The 22201-nt window shown below is 38.9% G+C and carries 21 protein-coding genes, 1 tRNA gene and 1 pseudogene; 7 read left to right on the top strand and 16 right to left on the bottom strand.

The genetic code is table 11. The annotated features are described in order from the left end of the window. Positions 1 to 166 precede the first annotated feature (166 nt). A complete protein-coding gene (locus GA0116959_RS00190) occupies positions 167 to 607 on the top strand; it encodes a winged helix-turn-helix transcriptional regulator (protein WP_053578404.1) in 441 nt (146 codons plus the stop codon). 59 nt (positions 608 to 666) lie between these two features. Here the strand turns inward: GA0116959_RS00190 and GA0116959_RS00195 are convergent. The 4 genes and pseudogenes from GA0116959_RS00195 to GA0116959_RS00210 form a co-directional block, all read right to left on the bottom strand. Next, positions 667 to 1916, bottom strand: a pseudogene (locus GA0116959_RS00195) (NADH:flavin oxidoreductase/NADH oxidase family protein). 9 nt (positions 1917 to 1925) lie between these two features. Further along, positions 1926 to 2318: a helicase gene (locus tag GA0116959_RS00200; protein WP_092717034.1), complete on the bottom strand. Its 393-nt coding sequence runs from the start codon at positions 2316 to 2318 to the stop codon at positions 1926 to 1928. Between the two features lie 51 nt (positions 2319 to 2369). Continuing rightward, positions 2370 to 3233 (bottom strand): alpha/beta fold hydrolase, encoded by an 864-nt coding sequence (locus tag GA0116959_RS00205; RefSeq protein ID WP_092717037.1) that lies wholly within the window; start codon positions 3231 to 3233, stop codon positions 2370 to 2372. A gap of 41 nt (positions 3234 to 3274) precedes the next feature. Continuing rightward, positions 3275 to 4123, bottom strand: a complete 849-nt coding sequence (locus GA0116959_RS00210) for an alpha/beta fold hydrolase (RefSeq protein ID WP_244878546.1) — start codon at positions 4121 to 4123, stop codon at positions 3275 to 3277. Between the two features lie 379 nt (positions 4124 to 4502). Here GA0116959_RS00210 and GA0116959_RS00215 point away from each other — a divergent pair, with 379 nt between their 5' ends. Next, positions 4503 to 5306 carry an oxidoreductase gene (locus GA0116959_RS00215; protein WP_092717043.1) on the top strand — a complete coding sequence of 268 codons (804 nt, stop codon included), beginning with the start codon at positions 4503 to 4505 and terminating at the stop codon, positions 5304 to 5306. Between the two features lie 55 nt (positions 5307 to 5361). After that, positions 5362 to 6360: an NADP-dependent oxidoreductase gene (locus tag GA0116959_RS00220; RefSeq protein ID WP_092717046.1), complete on the top strand. Its 999-nt coding sequence runs from the start codon at positions 5362 to 5364 to the stop codon at positions 6358 to 6360. A gap of 241 nt (positions 6361 to 6601) precedes the next feature. Here the strand turns inward: GA0116959_RS00220 and GA0116959_RS00225 are convergent, their stop codons facing one another. The 5 genes from GA0116959_RS00225 to GA0116959_RS00245 form a co-directional block, all read right to left on the bottom strand. Continuing rightward, positions 6602 to 7948, bottom strand: coding sequence for an MFS transporter (locus tag GA0116959_RS00225; protein ID WP_092717049.1), 1347 nt, complete (start codon positions 7946 to 7948; stop codon positions 6602 to 6604). Positions 7949 to 8038: 90 nt separating this feature from the next. Further along, complete coding sequence (locus GA0116959_RS00230) at positions 8039 to 8743, bottom strand: fumarylacetoacetate hydrolase family protein (RefSeq protein ID WP_092717053.1); 705 nt, start codon at positions 8741 to 8743, stop codon at positions 8039 to 8041. A 34-nt stretch (positions 8744 to 8777) separates the two neighbouring features. Next, positions 8778 to 9416 (bottom strand): maleylacetoacetate isomerase, encoded by a 639-nt coding sequence (gene maiA / locus GA0116959_RS00235; protein WP_092717056.1) that lies wholly within the window; start codon positions 9414 to 9416, stop codon positions 8778 to 8780. Then, positions 9413 to 10633 (bottom strand): 3-hydroxybenzoate 6-monooxygenase, encoded by a 1221-nt coding sequence (locus GA0116959_RS00240; RefSeq protein WP_092717059.1) that lies wholly within the window; start codon positions 10631 to 10633, stop codon positions 9413 to 9415. The genes maiA and GA0116959_RS00240 overlap by 4 nt, the downstream gene beginning before the upstream one ends. 22 nt (positions 10634 to 10655) lie before the next feature. Then, entirely contained in the window at positions 10656 to 11690 is a 1035-nt protein-coding gene (locus tag GA0116959_RS00245; RefSeq protein ID WP_092717062.1) for a cupin domain-containing protein, read from the bottom strand. Positions 11691 to 11839: 149 nt separating this feature from the next. On the opposite strand from GA0116959_RS00245, the gene GA0116959_RS00250 reads away from it, so the two are divergent. Then, positions 11840 to 12742 (top strand): LysR family transcriptional regulator, encoded by a 903-nt coding sequence (locus tag GA0116959_RS00250; RefSeq protein ID WP_092717065.1) that lies wholly within the window; start codon positions 11840 to 11842, stop codon positions 12740 to 12742. Positions 12743 to 13184: 442 nt separating this feature from the next. Here GA0116959_RS00250 and GA0116959_RS00260 read toward each other — a convergent pair. Together GA0116959_RS00260 and greB are read right to left on the bottom strand one after the other, a co-directional pair. Then, positions 13185 to 13274: transfer RNA gene (locus GA0116959_RS00260), tRNA-Ser, on the bottom strand. A gap of 90 nt (positions 13275 to 13364) precedes the next feature. Then, positions 13365 to 13859, bottom strand: a complete 495-nt coding sequence (gene greB, locus GA0116959_RS00265; protein ID WP_092717068.1) for a transcription elongation factor GreB — start codon at positions 13857 to 13859, stop codon at positions 13365 to 13367. A gap of 364 nt (positions 13860 to 14223) precedes the next feature. On the opposite strand from greB, the gene GA0116959_RS00270 reads away from it, so the two are divergent. Continuing rightward, the gene (locus GA0116959_RS00270) at positions 14224 to 15336 is read left to right on the top strand and encodes an MltF family protein (protein WP_092717071.1); all 1113 of its coding nucleotides are present in this window, start codon (positions 14224 to 14226) and stop codon (positions 15334 to 15336) included. Positions 15337 to 15400: 64 nt separating this feature from the next. Here the strand turns inward: GA0116959_RS00270 and GA0116959_RS00275 are convergent, their stop codons facing one another. Beyond that, the gene (locus GA0116959_RS00275) at positions 15401 to 15784 is read right to left on the bottom strand and encodes an SCP2 sterol-binding domain-containing protein (RefSeq protein ID WP_053578414.1); all 384 of its coding nucleotides are present in this window, start codon (positions 15782 to 15784) and stop codon (positions 15401 to 15403) included. Between the two features lie 214 nt (positions 15785 to 15998). Then, on the bottom strand, positions 15999 to 16919 hold the full coding sequence (ttcA, locus tag GA0116959_RS00280; protein ID WP_053578415.1) for a tRNA 2-thiocytidine(32) synthetase TtcA: 921 nt from the start codon (positions 16917 to 16919) through the stop codon (positions 15999 to 16001). Positions 16920 to 17417: 498 nt separating this feature from the next. Here ttcA and GA0116959_RS00285 point away from each other — a divergent pair, with 498 nt between their 5' ends. Further along, positions 17418 to 18284 carry a lytic transglycosylase domain-containing protein gene (locus tag GA0116959_RS00285; RefSeq protein ID WP_092717074.1) on the top strand — a complete coding sequence of 289 codons (867 nt, stop codon included), beginning with the start codon at positions 17418 to 17420 and terminating at the stop codon, positions 18282 to 18284. 471 nt (positions 18285 to 18755) lie between these two features. Beyond that, complete coding sequence (gene htpX / locus GA0116959_RS00290) at positions 18756 to 19661, top strand: protease HtpX (RefSeq protein ID WP_092717077.1); 906 nt, start codon at positions 18756 to 18758, stop codon at positions 19659 to 19661. 53 nt (positions 19662 to 19714) lie between these two features. On the opposite strand, the gene GA0116959_RS00295 is transcribed toward htpX, so the two are convergent. The 3 genes from GA0116959_RS00295 to mgtE form a co-directional block, all read right to left on the bottom strand. Beyond that, the gene (locus GA0116959_RS00295; RefSeq protein ID WP_092717080.1) at positions 19715 to 20065 is read right to left on the bottom strand and encodes a bleomycin resistance protein; all 351 of its coding nucleotides are present in this window, start codon (positions 20063 to 20065) and stop codon (positions 19715 to 19717) included. Between the two features lie 35 nt (positions 20066 to 20100). After that, positions 20101 to 20685 (bottom strand): DUF4112 domain-containing protein, encoded by a 585-nt coding sequence (locus GA0116959_RS00300; protein ID WP_092717083.1) that lies wholly within the window; start codon positions 20683 to 20685, stop codon positions 20101 to 20103. Positions 20686 to 20766: 81 nt separating this feature from the next. Next, positions 20767 to 22128, bottom strand: a complete 1362-nt coding sequence (gene mgtE, locus GA0116959_RS00305; protein WP_092717086.1) for a magnesium transporter — start codon at positions 22126 to 22128, stop codon at positions 20767 to 20769. Positions 22129 to 22201: the final 73 nt, after the last annotated feature.

Genomic DNA, 22201 nt, shown 5'->3' on the forward strand with positions numbered 1-22201 from the left:
TATCTCATAATAGAATACCATTCACTTTGTTTAAACTATTCATTATTCACTCAGCAATCCAAACAAATGCAGTGACTCAGAATGAATGCCTCAACTCAAGATAGTTAAAAATTTCAAACAGTGTTAGTATTATTATAGTAGTTACTATTGAGATTAATCATTTTATATGGCTAAAAATATCAGTCTTGAAGTCTGTCCAATCGCAAGAAGCTTGTCCGTTTTGGGTGATGCATGGAGCATGCTCATTTTACGTGATGCACATGCAGGTTTTACACGCTTTGATCAATTTCGTAAAAGTTTAGGCATTGCTCCCACCATGCTCACTAAACGTTTAGCGGTATTGGTTGAAGAAAATTTACTGGAAAAAAGACAATATTCTGAACATCCGCCACGTGAAGAATATTTACTCACTCAAGCAGGCAAAGATTTTCTTCCCGTTTTATTTGTGATCGGAGCATGGGGACGCAAACACAAACCTTATGAGCATCCGGAAGAAATGGTCACGTTTATTGATGCTGAAAATGGTACTGAAATTAATCCTATCGTGATTGATCAAGTGACAGGAGCTGCAATTGGCACCCGCGCTATTCGTCAACAAACGCCATAAAACTAAAAAGCACTCAAGATGAGTGCTTTTTTATGCTGTTTATTTAAGTAATCGATTCATTATTTTGTTCTCGTCCGTTGCGTCGCATACGTTCCCCAACCACTCCTTAAAACAGATTTAATAAAAGCCCATAATCCACTCTCTTTAGGTTTGGGTGCTTTACCTTGAGCAATACGGTTAAGTTGTTGCGTGTACCACAGCACTTCCATAATCCCAAGACGATCTATTTTTTTAATTCCTGTTTTTATGGGCTGTACCGTTTGTTTGCTATTGGTTCCAGCTAACAAATATTTCGGAGCATCAGGATCAATTGCCATAAGTCTTGCAATTCCGACTATATCAAAATCATTTGAATCTAAAGCTTGATTCATTCCTTCAATACTTCTAAAACCGCCTGTCACCATCAAAGGCGTTTTTACTTGTGCTCTCACCTTTTCAGCAAAATCAATAAAGAATGCTTCACGGGCAACAGTTGATGCTTTTTGTGGTGCCTTAGCTACACCAGACTCATACGTTCCACCCTATATTTCAATCAGGTCAATCCCTGCGGATGCTAACGCTTTAATGACTTCTAAAGAGTCATCCTCTGTAAAGCCACCTTTTTGAAAATCAGCTGAATTAAGTTTAATTGCGATTGGAAAATCTGTACCGACCTGTTTCGTATTTCTACATAAACGTCCATTAGAAATTTACGACGTTTTTCGGGTGTGCCACCCCACTCATCATTTCTTAAGTTATGTAATGGCGATAAAAACTGATTAATCAAATAGCCATGTGCAGCATGGATTTCAACACCACTAAATCCAGCTTTTTTACATATCAGTGCACTACGACCAAAGCGCTGGATAATATCTATGATCTCCTCATGAGTCGCTTCATCGGGAGTCGCAAATAAAGATTGCATTTCAGCCCCAAATGGCACTGATGATGCAGAAATATTGCGGACATTTAACCCTTTTGGTGATTGTTTTCCCGGATGATTCAGTTGCGCCCACAATTGAGAACCTTGCTCGGTAACGCTTTTCGCCCACTTTTGTAAAATTGCAAAATCACGCTCATCTTCAATCACAACATTCCGTGGTTCACCTAAGGCACATCGGTCAATCATAATGTTGCCCGTGATAATCATACCAATTCCTGATGCCGCCCAACGCTGATATAAACGTATATGCTTTTCAGTTGGATTATTGGAATAAGTGGCTAAGGTTTCACTGGTTGCTGCCTTAGCCAAACGATTGGGAATCACAACACCATTTGGTAACATTAAAGGCTGATTCAGGAGGTTGGTTTTTAATTGAAAATGAGTCATGTGCTTCGCTCACACAGTTGAAGATGATTGAGAATAAGGTTGAATAAAGTCCACTAAACTTTGAAACCACATGACATCGACAAAGTTTCCAGTAATTACCAGATCCTGTGTTCTAAGGGCTGTTAAAAATGTATTGACACTATCTTTAGCTGATAGCACAGCAAAACCCTTACTCCCTGTTTTAAAGGTAAAGGTAAAGGTAAAACTGGGAGATTTGGTTTGTCCTGCATGCGAATTGATCTTGCCATTTTTCACTTCAAAATAACGTCCTTCACCACTTGCCGTTTGGATTTGGAAGGTGACATTTTTATCTTTCACAAATGCAGCACATTTTGCATCTTTTTTCACCGCTCGTTGTAATAGCTTCGTCAGCATCCACAGTAAGAGTTTAAATTTCATCATTTTAGTTCTCAGTTCATCAATATATAAAAAAACGAAGGAAACTCTGATCAATTACTCATCTAGAAACTGTATGGCATGTTTAACAAAGCGTTCTGGATACTGAAACTGTGCACCATGACCTGCATCTGGATAAATAAACAGCTGTGCATTTGGAATATTCAGTGCCATCTGATAGGCATTGATGGTCGGAATCATCACATCATCTACTCCATTGAGAATAAAAGTCGGCTGTTTGATCTCACGTAAATGTGCAAATGGGTCTTGTTCATCAAGTTTCGGTAAAAAGTGCATATTGGATTCAATCTGAGCCTGCATTACCTCAACAGAACTTGCTGGATCTTGATCTTGACGTTGATGGCGACGTTGCCAAAAATCACGACCTGCTTGAATTGCTTTTGGTGATCGACCAAAAAATAAAAATAGAAAGTCCTCTTCAGCAGGCACAGCACTGGTTGCATGTTTCAAGACCAAAGCTGGTACATCTGGATCATCACCACGTGGTTTTCCACCTCGTGGGCCTGTACCCAAAAGCATTAATTTTCTGACCAGTTCAGGATGACGACGCACTAAATCCTGTGCCTGAAATCCTCCCAATGAAAAACCAAGTAGATCGACTTGTGTTAAATCCAATGCACGAATCACTGCGGCAGCATCATCAGCCATATCTTCAATGCGGGTACGTGGCTGACCTGTAGATGAAGCGACACCGCGGCCATTGAATAAAATGACTTCTCGCCCTGCTGCTAGTCCATCAGTAATTAACGGATCCCAATTATCTAAACCACCACGGAAATGTTGCAGAAAAAATAGAGGAGGTTGCTCTGTAGTTGCCTTACCCCATCGACGATAGGCAAAATTTGCTCCATCAATTTCTATAAATTGTGTTTCAGCGGTTAGGTGTGTAATCGTGGTCATCTTGATTGTCCTCATTTTTAAATATTTGGTTGGGTCTAATTTTATTTAGCTAAAAATGTGAGCGATTGTTTGACAAAATCATGATGAAACTGAAAAATGCCACCATGCCCTGCATCTGGATAAATGATGAGTGCACTATTTGGGAGGCGTTTGGCCAAGTCATAGGTATTCACTGTTGGAACCATACGGTCATGATCACCATTCGCCACCAATACAGGCTGTTGAATGATAGAAAGATCGGCTGGTTTCTTATTTCCCCATTTTTTCAATGCTTTAAGCTGAGCACGATATGCAGAAATAGTGATCTCTTTATCTCGATTTTCAGTACGTTCATTTATGCGTTGCACAAATGCTTTTGCAGCAGCTTTACCATTGTCTGTACGAGTAAAAAATAAATAAACTTTAGGATCTTGGCGAGTCGCAATACCACGGACTAAATCCCAATTGGAAACTCGACCCACTGTACTGATGCCAGTTCCGCCCGCAGGTCCAGTTCCTGATAAAATCATTTTACGAATCAAGTTTGGTTGTTTAATAACGATTTCCTGTGAAATCATGCCGCCCATTGAAAAACCAAATAAATCGACTTTTTTAAACCCTTTCGCTTGAATAAAAGTAATCGCATCATCTGCCATTTGTTCAATTGATTTTGCAGGCTTACCTGTAGACGCACCGACACCGCGATTGTCGAAAACCACTACATGATGTTTTGCAGCAATACCATCAATGATTCTTGGATCCCAATTGTCCAGTACAGCAGCCAAATGATTTAAGAAGATCACCGGTGTGCCGCCATTGTGCTGACCATACTCTCGATAAGCGAAGTTAATACCATCGGCTGAAATGAATTGAGTTGGAACATTAGTCCATTGATCTTGTTTTTCTGCCATGACAATCGCTCCTGAGTTCTGAATTGGGTTTTTATTTACATCGGCATAGACTGGGCTTGATCCAACCAAAGCGATTGAAATTAAGCTGTTTTTGAATAAATTACGCATGATTAATTCCTAAAGTAAGCTAAATACCTAAACCACTCCCTTAACAATAAGACCCTCACATTTGCGGAATCATTCATATCTTGAGTTGGTCTACACAGTCTCTTCTACAACAATAAATATTCACTATCGAATTAATACTCACAATACAGGAGTCTTTTAAAATAGTAACTATCTTTTTAGTAGTAACTTTTTTATTTTTAGATTATGATGATGAAATCGAGGAGAAACTGTTCAAGCAGTCATCCCACATTTTTAAAATAAGGAACACGGTATGACGGCAAAAGTCGTTCTGATCACAGGCGCATCTTCAGGTATAGGTTTAGCCACAGCAGAGCTTTTACACGAAGCAGGATTTATTGTTTATGGTACGAGTCGACGTACAAGTGATGCTGCTCAATATAAATTCCATTTGATTGAGTTAGATGTGAATAAAGATGATTCTGTCGCTCAAGCCATTGCAAAGGTCATTCAAAATGAAGGTCGAATTGATGTTTTAATTAATAATGCAGGGTTTGCTATTGCACCAGCTGGCGCAGAAGAAAGTTCAATGCAACAGGCTCAGGCAATTTTTGATACTAACTTCTTCGGTGCTGTCCGAATGACGCGAGCTGTACTTCCTGCTATGCGTCAGCAAGCTTCTGGATTAATCTTAAATATCAGTTCAATTCTTGGGCTTTTACCTACACCTTTTGGCGCGCTTTATTCCGCTTCAAAACATGCACTTGAAGGTTATTCAGAGTCAATAGACCATGAATTAAGATCGCAAGGGATTCGAGTGTCTTTAATAGAACCTGCTTATACCAATACGTCTTTGGGAGTAAATTTACTTGAAGCTGATGCCAAAATCACAATTTATGAACAAATTCGTGAAAAGTTGCACCAGCAAATGATCAAGTCAATTCAACAGTCTGATGAACCCCGTGTTGTCGCCAATACCATCTTAACGGTCATCAACAGTCGAAACATTTTGCCGCGTTATACCGCAGGCAAGATAGCAAAACATTTAAAGAATTTACGCAAATTTGCGCCAGTAAAAATTTTTGATAAATTAATTCAACGTAGCTTGAAAATTTAGTCCCGTTTTAAACCGATAAAACATTAAAAACAAAATCCAAAAATAGAGGTTCTACATGAAAGCAGCTTACATTCAACGCTATGGCAACATAAATGACGTACAACTGGGTGAACAATCCAAATCCGCTCTTACAGAACATGCTGTCCTCGTAAAAGTCCATGCAGCCAGTATTAATCCACTTGATTTAAGAGTATTAGAGGGTGAATTTAAAACCATTCTACCTGTTCAATTTCCATTTATTTTAGGCAATGATTTTGCAGGTACAGTGGTTGAAGTGGGCGCAAATGTAACTCAATTCAAAGTCGGTGATAATGTCTATGCCAAAACAGATTTAAATGGTGCTTTTGCCGAATATACTGTAGTAAAGCAATCCTCACTTGCACTTAAACCTGACAATATATCTATGGAACTTGCAGCGTCTCTTCCTCTTGTTTCATTGACTGCATGGCAAGCTTTGGTTGAAATTGCAAACGTTCAAGCAGGACAAAAAGTACTGATTCATGCAGGTTCAGGTGGTGTAGGCTCGATTGCCATTCAGCTTGCTAAACATTTAGGTGCAACCGTTGCAACCACAACCAGCAGTAAAAATATTGCTTGGGTTAAAGCCTTGGGTGCAGACATTATCATTGACTATAAAACTACTGATTTTGAGCAGGAACTTAAAGACTATGACGTAGTCTTGGATACACAAGGAGGTAGTATTTTAGAAAAATCATTAAATGTGCTTAAACGTGGTGGGCGTATTGTCAGTATTTCTGGACCACCTGACCGAAATTTGGCTGAAGCCATCAATGCCAACTGGTTATTAAAATGTATTATCCCGCTTTTAAGCTGGTCGATTCGTCATAAAGCAAAAAAAAGAGGTGTCACCTACTCATTTTTGTTTATGCAGCCGAATGGTCAACAGTTATCTAAAATTTCGAAATTAGTCGAGTCTGGGAAAATAAATCCAATCGTTGATAAGACTTATGAATTGAGTGAGATTAAAGATGCTTTTCAATATGTAAATACAGGACGAGCCAAAGGTAAGGTTGTCTTAAAAATTACAGAATAATATTAAAGATGAATACATGAACGCTAAATAGCTTGGTCAATTTACGGAAGTTTGATTGCTTGAACCTCATCCTTTGGGGGTTATCAACATTTTGATCTGATAAGCCCTTATCTTAAAAAACCTAAAGATTTAATAGCTGATGTGTGTAACATAATCAGTGATCAATAAACATTAAAGAGTAAAATGATATCTAAAGCGTTGGGTTTTAAACCCAACGCTTTGCGAATAATTGAATAATCGACTAAATCACCACATAACGCTGATTCGTTTTTTCCTTCATTCGTTTGAGCATAAATAATGCAAATGCTGCAAAGAAAGCAGGAATAGCCAGTAAAGACATAATTTCGAAACTAGACAGGTTTAAAGACATTAACCATCCACCTGTTAATGAACCCACGACAGAACCAGATCGTCCTACCGCATTGGCCCAACTCACCCCTGTTGCACGGCAATGGGTTGGATAAAATCCTGAAGTAAAGGCATTTACCCCAACTTGTGATCCACTAATGCCTACGCCAACCCCAAATATCGCCAACATCAGCAGCAACATATTGGCTTGTTCAATGCCAAAACCTAAGCAAACTAAAAAGATGCCACCTAAAATATACACAAAACTAAGCACTTTTGCTGGATCTGTTTTATCCATGTATATGCCAATTGCAATTGCACCCACTGTTCCACCAATTTGGAAAATAGAGGTTAACCAAGATGCATTGACCAAGTTAAATCCTTCATTGGTTAATAACGTCGGCATCCAGCTTGAAATCATATAAATGATCAGTAAGCTCATGAAAAACGTACACCAAATGAGGATCGTACCTAAAGCATATTGAGGGCTAAATAAAGCTTTGATGCCAGTATTTTGCGTTTCATTAGGCGTTGGTATTAAATGGGGTATCGTAGATAAATGGGGTGCTATACGTTGTACAATGGCTTGAATACGGTGTTGTGCTTTATTTTTCAACACCATAAAGCGTAAAGATTCAGGCAGTAAAAGCATTAGAAATGGCACAGTCAATAACGGTAAAATACCGCCAATCATTAAAATGCCATGCCAACCAATATGTGGAAGTAACTGCGCAGAGGCAATCCCACCTAAGGCTGAACCAATCGTGAAACCACAAAACATTAATGTGACCAGACTTGAGCGACGTTTGGTTGGGCTATATTCTGCAGTTAAGGTAATGGCATTTGGCATTGCACCACCCAATCCAAGACCCGTAATAAAGCGCCAAATTGTTAAAGATTCTAAATCTGGTGCATAAGCACTCATCAAACTGGCCAAACCAAATAAAATCACTGAGCCAATCAGAATTGGTTTACGACCCAATTTATCTGCCAATGGACCAAAGATCAGTGCACCCGCCATTAACCCAAATAAACCTGCCCCAAATAATGGTGCTAAATCAGTGGCCTGCAGTGCCCATTCAGCTTTTAAAGCGGGTGCAATAAAGCCAACTGCGGCAGTATCAAATCCATCAATTGCGACAATAATAAAACACAACCACATAATCAACTTTTGTGAACGTGATAATGGGTTTTGATCAATGAAACTTTGTACATCCATATTTTTCTGATTTTGAGACATAACATATTCCTTTTGTGTCATCACACGACATTAATGCATCCATTGCAAATGCCCTCAGTAGAAACCTACTCAAGGGCATAATGATTTTGCTTAAACCACTCTCACTGTAATACCCGTTAAGCCAGCCACTTCAGCACGCATTTCATCACCTTTGACCACGGCTCCCACCCCTTCAGGTGTGCCTGTGAAAATCAAATCTCCTTGTTTTAACTCAAATAAATTTGATAAATTGGCAATTGTTTCAGCAACATTCCAAATCAAGTGAGTGACATCACTGCGTTGCTTGGTTTCACCATTCACGGTGAGATGAATATCTGCTGCATTTAATTCACCCGTTTCAGAGATCGGATGAATCACGCCGACCGGTGCTGAGTAATCGAAGGCCTTGCCAATTTCCCATGGACGGCCTTGTTCACGCATTCCCATTTGTAAGTCTCGTCGGGTCATATCTAAACCTACGGCATAGCCATAAATATGTTCAGCGGCTTCTTCTACTGAAATATTTTTTGCATCTTTGCCAATCGCAACCACCAACTCGATTTCATAATGATAATTTGATGTCAATGCTGGATATGGAATGGTCACCGTTTGATCCGCTTGCACAGAAACAATCGATTCAGCATCATTCGGTTTACAAAAAAAGAAAGGTGGTTCACGATCAGGATCAAAGCCCATTTCACGTGCATGGGCAGCATAGTTACGACCCACACAGTAAATACGACGAACAGGAAATAAGGCATCTGTGTTTTTTATGGGTAAGCCTACAATTGGCATTGGGTTAAATACATAATTCATTCTTCACTTCCTTTTTCATTAAAATATTGTACTTTTATGCGGCATCAGGTTGATTATTTGGCGCTGCTGCTTGAAACTCTGGTAGCGCCATACAGGCGTCATAAATAGATTGAATGATTGGATATTGACTTAAATTGACATTAAAACGCTTGGCAGAGTCGACCTGAGGGATCACATAAGCATCTGCAATGCTGGGTTGATGTCCTACACAAAACGCACCGCGTTCAGTATCTTGCTGCAATAATTGCTCAAGGGCTGTAAATCCCTCTTCAATCCAGTGTTGACACCATTGCAACACTTGATCATCACTCAGCTTTAATACATTGCGTAAATAATCCAAAATACGCTTGTTATTGATGGGGTGAATATCACATCCCACTAAGGCCGCAATCGCACGGACTTTGGCCGCTTGTATCGCCTCTTGAGGAAGTAAGCGAGGCTCTGGATAAGTGTCCTCCAGCCATTCAATAATGGCTGGACTCTGGGTCAAAATACGATCATTGACTTCTACAACAGGAACAAAACTCTGCGGATTAATTTTTTTAAAATCGAGCTGCTGATGTTGATTTTTTACGAGTGAGATAGGCACAAACTCGAAATTAATTTTTTTGAGGTTCATCACAATACGTGTGCGATGTGATGTTCCACTACGAAAGAATCCATACATTTTCATGCTGCTGATCCTGTGTAGTATTTTGCTGCATCTAGGCAGTTATCAACATTCCAATTGTAGAGCCATTCCATCGCATCATAAAAACGCTCACTTGGTCGATCACGCCATAAATCATTTCGTACTAAACGTTGTACACCTTGAGCATGATAAAGTTTCCCCATCTCGCGTGATGACAAAACAATACGGGCTGTCCGTGAAACACGTGCTTGCTGATAAATTGCAAAAGCTTGGGTAATATTATTGTCGCTAATACGCAGTGCTTCCCCTAAAGTGACTGCATCTTCCATCGCCATACAGGCCCCTTGTGCCATATATTGAGTCGTCGGATGTGCCGCGTCTCCCAATAAGGTCATCCGACCATAGGTCCATTGATCAATCGGATCACGATCAGCAGTCGCCCAGCGTTTCCATGATTTTGGTAACTCAATCAGTTGCCGTGCTTTTGGACAAACATTTTGGAAGTAAGACAGCACTTCTTCTTTAGAGCCATCTTTTACGCCCCACTCTTCTTGTTCACGACTATGGAAAGTTACAACTACGTTATATTCTTCACCCCCCCGTAAAGGATAATGCACCAGATGGCAATTTGGCCCAACCCAAATACTGGCCGCATTCCATTGTAGGTCTTCAGGAAATTCTGCTTTAGGCACCACGGCACGATAAACCACATGACCTGTCACTAATGCAAGGTCACCCACGTACTTTTCGCGTACAATCGACTTTACGCCATCCGCACCAATCAATGCCTGACCAGCATATGTTTGGCCATTTTGATCAGTAACCGTGACACCATTATCATCCTGTGCGACCTCCGTGATACGGCAGTTGGTTATAATTTCAATATCACCGTTTTCTTGAGCACCTTCGACCAAGGAACTGTGAATATCTGCACGATGGATCACGGCATAAGGGTTGCCAAAACGTTTTCTAAACGCATCGCCTGTTTCAATCCGACCGACACGATATTCATCCAAAGCATCATGCATCACCATATAGTCGGTATACACCGCACGAGCTCGGGCTCGATCACCAATCCCTAAAGCATCAAAAGCATTAAACGCATTTGGCCCAAGTTGAATCCCTGCCCCAATCTCACCAATTTCGGGTGCTTGTTCTAATACTTGCACTTTAAAACCACGTTTTGCTAAAGCCAATGCCGCAGCAAAACCACCAATACCGCCACCTGCAATTAAAATAGGTTGTGCTTGAATAGACATGTTTTCATCCTTTAAAACAGTGTTAAATACGATTACGAACGGAATACAGACCTAATTTTTTCTGAATAGGCGCTTCATCGGCAATAAAAATAAAACAGGGTTCAGATGATGTATTGATTAAATCAATTTGAGAAAAACACGGTGCACATGCAGTATCCGCTTTCTCTAAATCATAATTTTTTTCATCAATTTTAATGTGAGCCTGCCCTTCAATGATGTGAAATACCATCGCAGCAGAACGTGGTTGCAATTGAACAGTTTCATTTGGTCTAAGCATAAGTGCCGAATACCCAATGATTTTTTGACAATCCTCTCCTGTTTCAGGATTCACATAAGCAATTTGTACAGGTGCTTGCGTGTGTTCATGTGCTAAATCAATCAGTAACTGCTTGGCTTCTTGCCATGGATAACGCAACATTGGATAGTCTTGATCGGCACGAATATGATGATGTTTTGGTACAAGACCTGCCGCATAACGGGGTTTATTTGCAATTCGTTGTACGGGTTGACAATCACCGCCTTCGACATAAGAAGCTTCCATGTAATACACCAATGGAAGATCGAGAACATCTAACCAAATTACAGGCTCATCACCATCATGGCCATGTTCATGCCATAAACCTGACGGTGTTAAAATAAGGTCTCCATGCGACATTTCACATTTTTGACCTTCAACAGTGGTATACGCTTTTTCACCTTCAACGATCAAACGCACAGCATTTGGTGTATGGCGATGTGCCGGTGCCCACTCTTTGGCTAAAAGTAGTTGCATACCTAAATAAATAACGGATGTTGCACGCATATTTTCTAAACCATGTCCCGGATTGGCGAGCACCAAGACACGACGTTCAGCTTTTTCAATCGGGGTTAACTCACCAGCTTCGATTAATAAGGGTTTAATTTCATTAAACTTCCACACCAATGCTTGCGTCTTTGGAATCGGTTTTAGTGGGGGTAAAACATCTCGAAGACTTGGCCACAAAGGCACTAAATTACGTTGATTTAAATCGGCTAAATAACGTGGGGGTAAATCTTCTAATCGAGCAAGTTGTTCCATTTCCTATCCTCTGAATTTATTCACAACACATTCCAGTGTCGTTTCATTATTTTCTTGATAGGAAATTTAACAATCAAAAAATATTGAATCCATAGCGAAAATTCAATAACCTGTATTGATAAAATCAATACAGAAAAAGTAACTAAAATATGGATATCGACACGCGGCTACTCAAGGTTTTTTATGCAATCTATCAACATCAAAGTGTGTCAAAAGCATCAGAACATTTAGGAATTGGACAACCCACAGTCAGTAGTGCACTGAATAAATTGCGTGACCATTTTCAGGACCCAATGTTCGTCCGTATTGGAAATAAAATGCAGCCTACTGATTTATCTAAAAATATCTATCAGTCTGTAAGTAATATTTTAAATCAATTAAAAAGTATTAATGAATTCAACTTAGAGTTTGATCCAAAAACATCAAACTACGAATTCAATATTAGTATGACCGATATTAGTCACTTGGTCTTATTGCCAAAACTCATTAATTACTTCCGTGAAAATGCCCCTTCTCTTCGTTTGAATATCATACCGATTGATATCAATACTCAATCCATGATGGCGTCGGGTCATATTGATTTATCCATCGGGTTTATTCCTCAACTAGAGGCGGGATTCTATCAACAGACGTTATTTAAACAACATTATGTGGTGGTCGCCAGTGAACATCATCCAAGGTTAACAGACCATTTTATTACTGATGAGCAATATCGAAATGAATTACATGTTGATATTTTAGCAACAGGTGGTCATTACGTCGTCGAACATGAATTACAAAAACTCGGGGTGAACCGTAATATCTTACTCCGTTTACCGAGTTATTTAGGCGTAGGTCTGGTTGTACAAGAGTCTGATGCTATTGCAACAATTCCAAGTTATTTAAGTCAATTACTGTTATCTAGAGGAAAACTAAATATTCTAGATTTACCTTATAACTTTCCCCAATACAGTGTTAAACAGCATTGGCACTCACGTGTGCACAACAATCCAAGTAACCAATGGTTAAGAAGATTATGCTTTCGCCTATTCTCAGAATCTAATATGGAATAAGCTAATATCTATGTAAATGATAGCCATCCATTGGCCTTGATAGATTATGCCTAAAAAACCATCCGAAGATGGTTTAAAATAACTTCCATTTTAAATTGAAGATATTTTTTATTCTTGGGATAAGTAAAGCAGTTATCTACAGCTAATCTAATGATCTGGCCATCAACAATAATTTGATTAGAAAGTCGATATATGTTCCCTCCAATATCTGACTTCAAATTACAATGGGGTTTGGGTTCTTAAATCCTTTTACGATTACCTGATTTTCTTTAACACTTGAATTGAGTTTAAAATTATTTAAATTTTTTGTACTCATTTCCTACTCCTTCCTCAAGCATCCTGTTTTAATTTTTACATCCAAAATTTTATGTGGATTAGGTTATGGGGTAAAACCATAGGCAAGAAAAAAGCCCTTGCAAATACAAGAGCTTAATTCAAAATTTGGCGGAAGCGGTGAGATTCGAACTCACGGAGGGGGTAAACCCTCGTCGGTTTTCAAGACCGGTGCATTAAACCGCTCTGCCACGCTTCCAATGGCGGCTATCATATAAATAAAATTCAATTTTGGCAATTACTTTTATACTTTTCCCTCATCAACCGATCAAAATAGAATCAAAATATTTTAAGGGGTGATATTTTCGCGCATTTCATAACGAATACTATTGATGTACCATATTTTTTTACCCAAAGGTGTTACTACTTCAATCTCTTCATTGACTTGTTTGCCCAATAAAGCACGTGCCATGGGAGAATCAATTGAAATATTTTGGGGATGATGGTCATAAATTTCATCGACTCCCACAACTCTTAAGGTTTTTAGCTCACCTTGCTCATTTTCAATGTCTACCCAAGCACCAAAATAAACCTTTCCTGTTTGCTCAGGAGAGAAGTCGATAATTTTAAGCTCTTCTAACCGCTTTCCTAAATAACGAACGCGACGATCTATTTTTCTAAGTATTTGTTTATTGTATTTATAATCAGCATTTTCACTACGATCGCCAAGACTTGCCGCCCAATTTACTTTTTGGGTAATCTCCGGTCGTTCCTGATGCCATAACTGCTGTAATTCAGCGACTAATTTATCATGTCCAGTGCGGGTAATTAAGTTAGATTTCATGATAATTCTGACTATTGATTTACAATTTGTGGTTAATAATGCGCTATTTTATTCACTATTTACACACAACTAAAGAGTATAAAATTATTTTTCAAGATATATTAATGAGTTATGTTACATTTTATTAAAAAAATTCGTACAAAATTTGACAAGTCTTTTTTTCGGCTTTATTATGCGCGCATGTTTTTTAAATTGATCACTTTTTAACCTTTGTAGAAATTCTACATTATTTTTCTTCATCCCATGTCATTTTTGAATGACGTCATGACTGCCCAACCCTTATTGAATTTATCAAACTTGAAAAAAGTCTGAGGCATGTTTGTCTTTACTTTTTAGGGCATAAATTACTTGTAGCGGAGACAACATGCACAGTAGTTCAATTTCTGGAGTGAGGCTTGGCCTTAACTCTTTAACTTTCTCTCTCTCTTTAAAAATTCTTGCATTTGGTACACTTTTAGTTCCTTTTCACAGTATCAATGCCAGTAAATCATCTCAATATGATTCAGTCGTAAGCGACAAACAATTAACCGTTGTTTCTGTTGAAAACTCAACTACAGTCTTTAAAGATGGCTCACATTTGCACGGTTTTGGTTATGATTTAGCTCGTAATTATGCCAATAGTTTAAATGTTAAATTAGTCTTTAAAACGGTTGCTGACAATGCCACAGCACTGAAATGGGTTTCACAAGGTAAGGCAAACTTTGCCATGACCACGGCCAACGTAGGAACTATTGAACAAAACAAGTTGACTTCATTTTCAGCCACTTGTGGGGATATTAGTAGTTTGCAAACAAATGGCTTAAATACCAATTTGAATTGGGTATTTAAACATGCAGATGATCCACTGACCCAAACGGCAAGTGGTTTTATCTGTCAGGGTAAGAACTCAGGTGCGATTCGCCAACTGGCTTCATTCTATAATCAGAATGTGGTTAAGGAAGAATCTTGGAATACGATTCAACGTGATCTCAATCAGCGCATGCCTATTTACAAGGCGAGTTTTCAAAAAACTGCTGAAAAGTATGATTTAGATTGGCATCTATTGGCGGCTATTGGTTATCAGGAATCCTATTTAAAACCGAATTCCATTTCTCCTACTGGCGTTCGTGGTTTAATGATGCTGACCAACAATACGGCTAAAGCAATGGGTGTCAGTAATCGAAATGATCCTGTGCAGAGTATTCAAGGCGGTGCAAAATATTACGATTTAATGTTGAGCCGTTATCAGCATATTCCTTTTCCTGACCGTAATTGGTATGCGCTGGTGGCTTACAATATGGGGCCAGGTGCCGTGAACCAAATTCAAAAACGAATTAAGGCTCAAGGTAAAAATCCGAATAACTGGGTAAATTTCTACGCTTATTTAGACCGTAACAAAGCCAGCAATGGTCGTTATCGTCAAGCTGTTCAATATGTAACGCGTATTCGCTCATATTTGGAACATATTAAAACCACGCCACAACTGGTCAATATTTAATAGAATCAAGTGATAAAAAAAGCTGAGTCATCGAGATGACTCAGCTTTTTTTATTCATAAAATCTTAAGACGTTTGCTCAAGGACTTTTTTGAATAAATCTTTCTGTTCTTGGCTTGGTTTAGCCGTTTGCAAAGCCATTAACTGAGACATATCACCTTGAACTTTAATTTTTCCTGTCATGAATGCTTGCATAGCTGCTGCCATGTCAAATTCTAGGAATACTTTACGTAGCGTTTCGCCATCCATATTCAATGTTGTTTTCGCATTTGAAGATAGACCTTTTTTAATTGTGCCGCTGTCCAAAGACAAATCTGTATTGCCATTTGAGTCTGCAACCACCAAATTAATGGCTAAATTCGCAAGTGCAGGTGGTAAATTCAAATTACCTGCTTGTGCTGTTAAAGTTTCTACAGTTGAAAACCAATCATCAGTTAAAAAGGCAGGCATGATGTTTCCTCAATTTATTAGTTCATTTGTGTGGCCTATCCAGACCACATTTAAGTGAAGCTATTTCGCTTGAAGCCTGTTATAGCACGTAAAACTATTTTATGCTTAAAGTTTTTTGAACGAAACGTTCAATTTATATAATTCTTATACATTTATATTATAAATCAATTACATGATCTAGACATCAGTCCTAAAACTGATGCCTAGTATTACATTATTCCACTGCAAAACCTAAATTAACCATATTGATACGTTTGTTCAGTGCATCATCTTCAGTTGCATCATTGCCTGTGAAATCAATTTCGCGTTGTTCATCTAAAGCTTCAAAATCAAATAATTCACGATCTGCCAATTGTGAAGGTGAAACATTTTGCATCGCACCAAAAATACTGTGCAAACGCTTTGGATATTGTTCATCCCACTCACGCAACATATTGTTAATCATCGCGCGCTGAAGATTTTCCTGCGACCCACACAGATTACAAGGAATAATCGGGAATTGGCGCATTTCAGCGTACTTAATAATGTCTTTCTCTTCCACATAAGCCAGTGGACGAATCAAAATATTTTTCTTGTCAGATGACAACAGTTTCGGTGGCATCGCTTTTAAACTGCCACCATGGAACAGGTTTAAAAAGAAGGTGGCCATAATATCATCGCGATGATGACCCAAAGCCACTTTGGTTGCACCAATTTCTTGTGCAAACCCATACAGTGAGCCACGACGTAAACGCGAGCACACCGCACAATAGGTTTTACCTTCAGGGGTTAATTTTTTGGTGATCGTATAAGTATCTTTTTCCAGAATATAATACGGAATATTATTTTCTTCTAAATAGCGCGGCAAAATATCTTCAGGGAAACCGGGTTGTTTCTGATCAAGATTAACCGCAACCACATCAAAATTAATCGGTGCAATTCGCTTAAACTGCAACATAATATCAAGCAAGGTATAACTGTCTTTCCCTCCAGACACACACACCATCACTTTGTCACCTTCCTCAAGCATTTTAAAATCACGAATGGCGTGACCCACTTGACGGCGGAGCTTTTTCAACAAACGATAATATGCCGAACTTGTTGGCAATTCTGGTTTGAAATTAAATCCTTGGGCAGACTCAACTGGCGAGTACATAGACGAGATAAACCATAAATAAAAATACCGCATAATTTTATCCGATTCGGCTCTCTCTCGCATCAAAAGAATGCAATTAATAAAAATTGAATGTCCCTGTCATTTTGATGTCATTAAACTCATGTTATTTTGACCTGTTGAGTTCAATTTTTAAGCTCAACGCTTACTGTTTGTACTTTTCCACAGTTGTCCACAAAACCTGTGGATAACTTTGTGGATTTCAGAAGGCTTGACAGGTTCTCTGACTGGTTGTTTAAGGCTTCTATTTAAATTGATCATTTTTTAATCAATTTATTTTCAATTAATAATCAATAGCTTATCTTAGTCAAGCAATCTCGATTAAAAATAAATTAAATTTTTTTTTGATTATTCTCTCAGCGATTAGCCCTTGCTTTTTTACAAAGTTCAAGAGAAATAATTTTGAAAATACTTTTTATCTGATGGTTTTTTGTTAAACTGCGATTGAACTGTTTAAGTAGATTTTTCTACCTTCTAAAAATGAAAAATAATTTTATAAGCTTTGGTCTTTATATTTTGGGGTGTGTGACCGTTAATTCTGTCACTGTAAACAGTTATGCTGGGCAAACCATTTATCAATTGAAAGAATCAAATGGTACAACACTGCTGACCAATAAACAAAGTCGTTATAGCCATCTAAAAGTTGAAAAAAAAACTTATTATCCAGACAGTAATATCCACAGTTATAGCAATTGGGGCAGTTCTGAAGCTGCGGTTTTACCCAGTTATAGCCGCAATAAAAATGCATTCGATCCTATTATTAAACAAGCAGCATCGCAACATGGTATTTCTGAAGGTCTGATTAAAGCGGTCATGCACACCGAATCTGGTTTTAATGTCAATGCACGATCGCCTGTAGGTGCTCAAGGTTTAATGCAACTTATGCCAGCTACAGCACGACGCTTTAACGTTTCCAACGCCTATGATCCGCATCAAAATATTATGGCAGGTGCAAAATATTTGGCTTGGCTAATGAAACGTTTCAATGGCAATACTTCTTTGGTGTTGGCAGGCTATAATGCAGGTGAAGGTAATGTAGCCAAATATGGCGGTATTCCTCCTTTTAAAGAAACTCAAGATTATGTACGACGTGTCAGCAGTCGTTATAGTAATTTATATTCCAATGGTGTCAATTTGAGTGCAAACTCAATTCAGGATGATTCATCAAGCAATCCCAAAATTATTGCGCAGTCCAATAACATTGAGACTTCTATCCTTCCCGCTTCACGTTATAGTACCCAGCGTCAGATTATTACAGCCGCAAATAATAGCTTCACTGATGCGCCAATGCGTTCTTACACCACAGCACATGCGACAGCTACTGCTAAAATTTTGATTAGTGACTAAAATATAGGGGTTTGGGCTGACTTAAAATATAGTTCCGCCCTTTAGCTGATGTGGTTATGTCTCTCTTTTTATCAGCTCCTCCATGCCAAGAAAATATTTTGTAATGATAGTCCATGATTCAAAATATGATCATAGTGAGAAAAATTTCTCGTCACTGTTCCCTTTTAGGCTTCACTAAAAGTATCTGTGGCTCTGTTCAACCCCCTCCTTAAATCTTTATCTGACTAAATTGTAAAATTTTTAAATATATGCATTTTTATTCTTATTTAATTTTTATCCTTCTACCTATGGGAATGCCTAGATCTTCAGTATTCATCTTAGTATGACATGTAACTCATGAATCAAATCACAATAGACTCAAGAGCAATCCACAATTTTTTTCTTGAATTTTTTAGGGATAGCCCTCATATTCACTATGTTGATTTTAATTCATAAATCAGATTATTTTTTTATTATAAGAGGATTCTCTCAATGATGCGGATTGGTTTGTTTTTGCTTACCAACCTCGCGGTACTGGTGGTAGCTGGCATTATTTTGTCACTCTTCGGTGTCGGTAGTTACCATGGCGCGGGTGGCTTAAATCTAGGCAACCTACTGGTTATCTGTTTTGTCTTTGGTATGGTTGGCTCACTCATTTCTCTATTCATGTCTAAATGGATGGCGAAAAAAACCACGGGTACTGAACTGATTGACCCGAATGCGCCACGTAACCAAGCAGAAGTATGGCTATTACAAGAAATTGCGCAATTGTCGCAACGCGCTGGTATTCAAATGCCTGAAGTCGGTATTTTCCCGTCTTATCAGTCAAATGCTTTTGCTACAGGTTGGAACAAAAACGATGCTTTAGTGGCTGTTTCAACAGGCCTCCTTGAGCGCATGAACAAAGACGAACTGCGTGCTGTACTTGCACACGAAATTGGTCACGTTGCCAATGGTGATATGGTCACTTTGGCGCTTGTGCAAGGGGTAGTCAACGCCTTTGTAATGTTCTTTGCGCGTGTTGTCGGTGACTTTATTGATCGTAATGTCTTTGGGCGTGCTGATGGCGAAGCGCCAGGACTGGCTTATTTCGGTATTACCATCGCATTAGATATTGTGTTTGGTATTTTAGCCTCGTCTATTGTGATGTGGTTCTCACGTTATCGTGAATATCGCGCTGACGAAGCAGGTGCGCGTTTAGCAGGTAAGCAAGCGATGATCTCTGCATTATTACGCTTACAAGCTGAAACTGAACTGCCTGATCAGATGCCAAAAGAAATGAAAGCATTTGCCATTACCGAAGGTAAGTCACAAGGCTTCAGTTTAGCGGCTTTGTTTCAAACCCATCCATCCATTGAACAACGTGTAGCAGCTTTACAACAGCTTGACTGTGCATAATGCCACTACATCAATAAACCCTGTGTAAAAAGTCTCTATTTTAGAGGCTTTTTTTAGTTGTGTTGAATGCAACGCAACAAACTGCCATTAATATCAATCACACAAAATAAATCAATTTCAGCTAACGATTGTATTTCGGTAATTCTGGCTTGTGGAAATAAGGACCAATTGACCTCATGCCAAGTATGATAAAGTGCCGCTAAATCCTGCACCCGAATACAAGCACTATGCCAAGATGCCTGTGGATCAAGCTCAGGATGATGAAAAAATTCCAATTTTAAGCTGCCTTGTTCCAAAATCATCCAATCAGCAGAAAAATAAGTATATTGAAAGCCCAGTGCGCTATAAAAATCATGGGTTTCATCCAACTGAATCGCGGGTAAATTTGCAGAAATATAATCCATCGATTTTATCCATTTCATTCTTGTTTGCTTAAACTTTAAATATTAAAACTCTGAAACCACTGCCACAACCAACTTCCACCGAAACACATTGCAACCAAAAGTAAAATCAAGAAAAGAGCACCAAACAAATCGGGAAGATGTAGCCAAATCCATGCAACCATTGGATTACGCCAAAAAGCAGAGGTTTGCTGTCGATGCTCTAAACTTTCATGCAGAAATGGATGAACCACATGCACATCATTGTGAATCTGATATTCCTCTCGAATATGATCGTGCACAACCGCTAATGCTTTGCGACTAGGCCGAATGAAAATATCAAATATTGTCCCGACTATCGGTATAAAACCGACTACCGCATCCATCATCGCCAATTTCATAACAGGATTAAGCTTATGTTGCGGTACTCCAATTTGTTTGGCTTTATAAATGGCATAACAAGTCAGTACAAACCCAGCGACATCGCCTGCGACAGGAATTGTACTTAAAGCAGCATCTGCACCTACCCCTTGCTTGGTAAATGGAATACGAACCACTGAATCCATCATATTGGCAAATTTCGCCAAATCTCGCTCTAAACGGATAACCTCTTGCTGACTCATTTTTTTTTGTAATTGTGGCATAACCTTATTCCAATGAAATAATCTTTTTCTATGATGAAGTTTAGCTGATCTAACCAACCAGATACTATGAACAAAATCGATTTAGCCACTCACGCCAGTCAGTAATTGGGAGGCAATAAATAAATACACCACCACCCCAGTTGCATCACAAATGGAAGTGACCAATGGGGCTGATGCACTAGCCGGATCAAGTTTTAGATGATTTAAAATAAAAGGTAAGCTCATACCAATTAAACAACCCAGTAAAACAATGCCAAGCATGCTGAGCGCTAACACCGTAGCAATCATGCTATCACCTCTAACATAACCTAAAATTGAAACTGCAAATGCCATTGTACCGCCCAAACACAAGGCCACTAGACTTTCACGTCCCAATAAATAAAACCAGTCTTTGACCTGTACATCACCCGTTGCCAAAGCTCGAACCATTAAGGTCGCCGATTGTGAACCTGCATTCCCTCCACTGCCAACCAGTAATGGAAGAAAAAATACCAGTACAATATTGGCTGCAATAATATCTTCAAAATGCGAAATTCCGATCCCAGACAGTAAACTACCAAAAACCAAAATAACCAACCAAAACACACGCTTTTGATAGAGCAAAATAATCGGTGCTGTTTTTAAACTCAATTTTCGGCTCGTTTCCACAGCGCTTGCTTTTAAAAAATCTTCTGTGGCTTCATCATTTGCCACATCCATTGCGTCATCATGGGTGACTATACCGACCATGAAACCCTGTTCGTCTACAATGGGCAGGGCCAATAAATCGTAACGGGCAATCTTTTTAACCACTTCATCCTGATGTGTATCCACGGTCGAAAAAATTAAATCTGTGGTCATCAAATCCTGAATACAATCCTGTTCCTGCGCCAAAATTAATTCTTTTAACGAGATAACACCCAATAATTTACGTGCCGCATCTAATACATAAGCCAAATAAATGGTTTCAGTATCGGGCGCTTCCAGACGCAACATTTTAATGGCCTCAAGAACCGTCATATTGGGCTTTAAAGTGGCGTATTCTGAACTCATAATTGCCCCAGCCGTCCCTTCAACATAGGAGGCTAACTGACGAATATCTTCACGCTTTGCTTGAGCCAAGGCGGGCAAAAGAATATTTTGCTGTTCAGAGTTAAGCTGTTTAAAGATATCAACACGTTTGTCTGAGGGCATTTCACCAATAATTTCTGCCAAAGTAGCCCAAGGAATCACTTTAGCCAGCTTAATTTGCTGATCTGGTTTTAAATAAGAAAATACATAGGCTCGCGCAGGTAAATTGACCAACAGGATCTGACTTGACTCTATTGGCAATTGCGTGAGTAAATCTGCGATATCGGCGGCTTTGAAGGTTTGTATTGTCTGTAAAGCCTGCTGAATATCTTGATCTTGCATTGAACTTTGAATAGAAGCATGCAAAAGATCAATAAAATTATGATTACGCATATTCCCTATTCCTCAATTTGCCCCATGCTGGCCATAAGTCCATTTATATTTTTTCAGTACAGAGCATGGCATG

Origin of the sequence: Acinetobacter albensis, from assembly GCF_900095025.1 — a bacterium.
In the GTDB taxonomy this organism is placed as follows: Bacteria; Pseudomonadota; Gammaproteobacteria; order Pseudomonadales; family Moraxellaceae; genus Acinetobacter; species Acinetobacter albensis.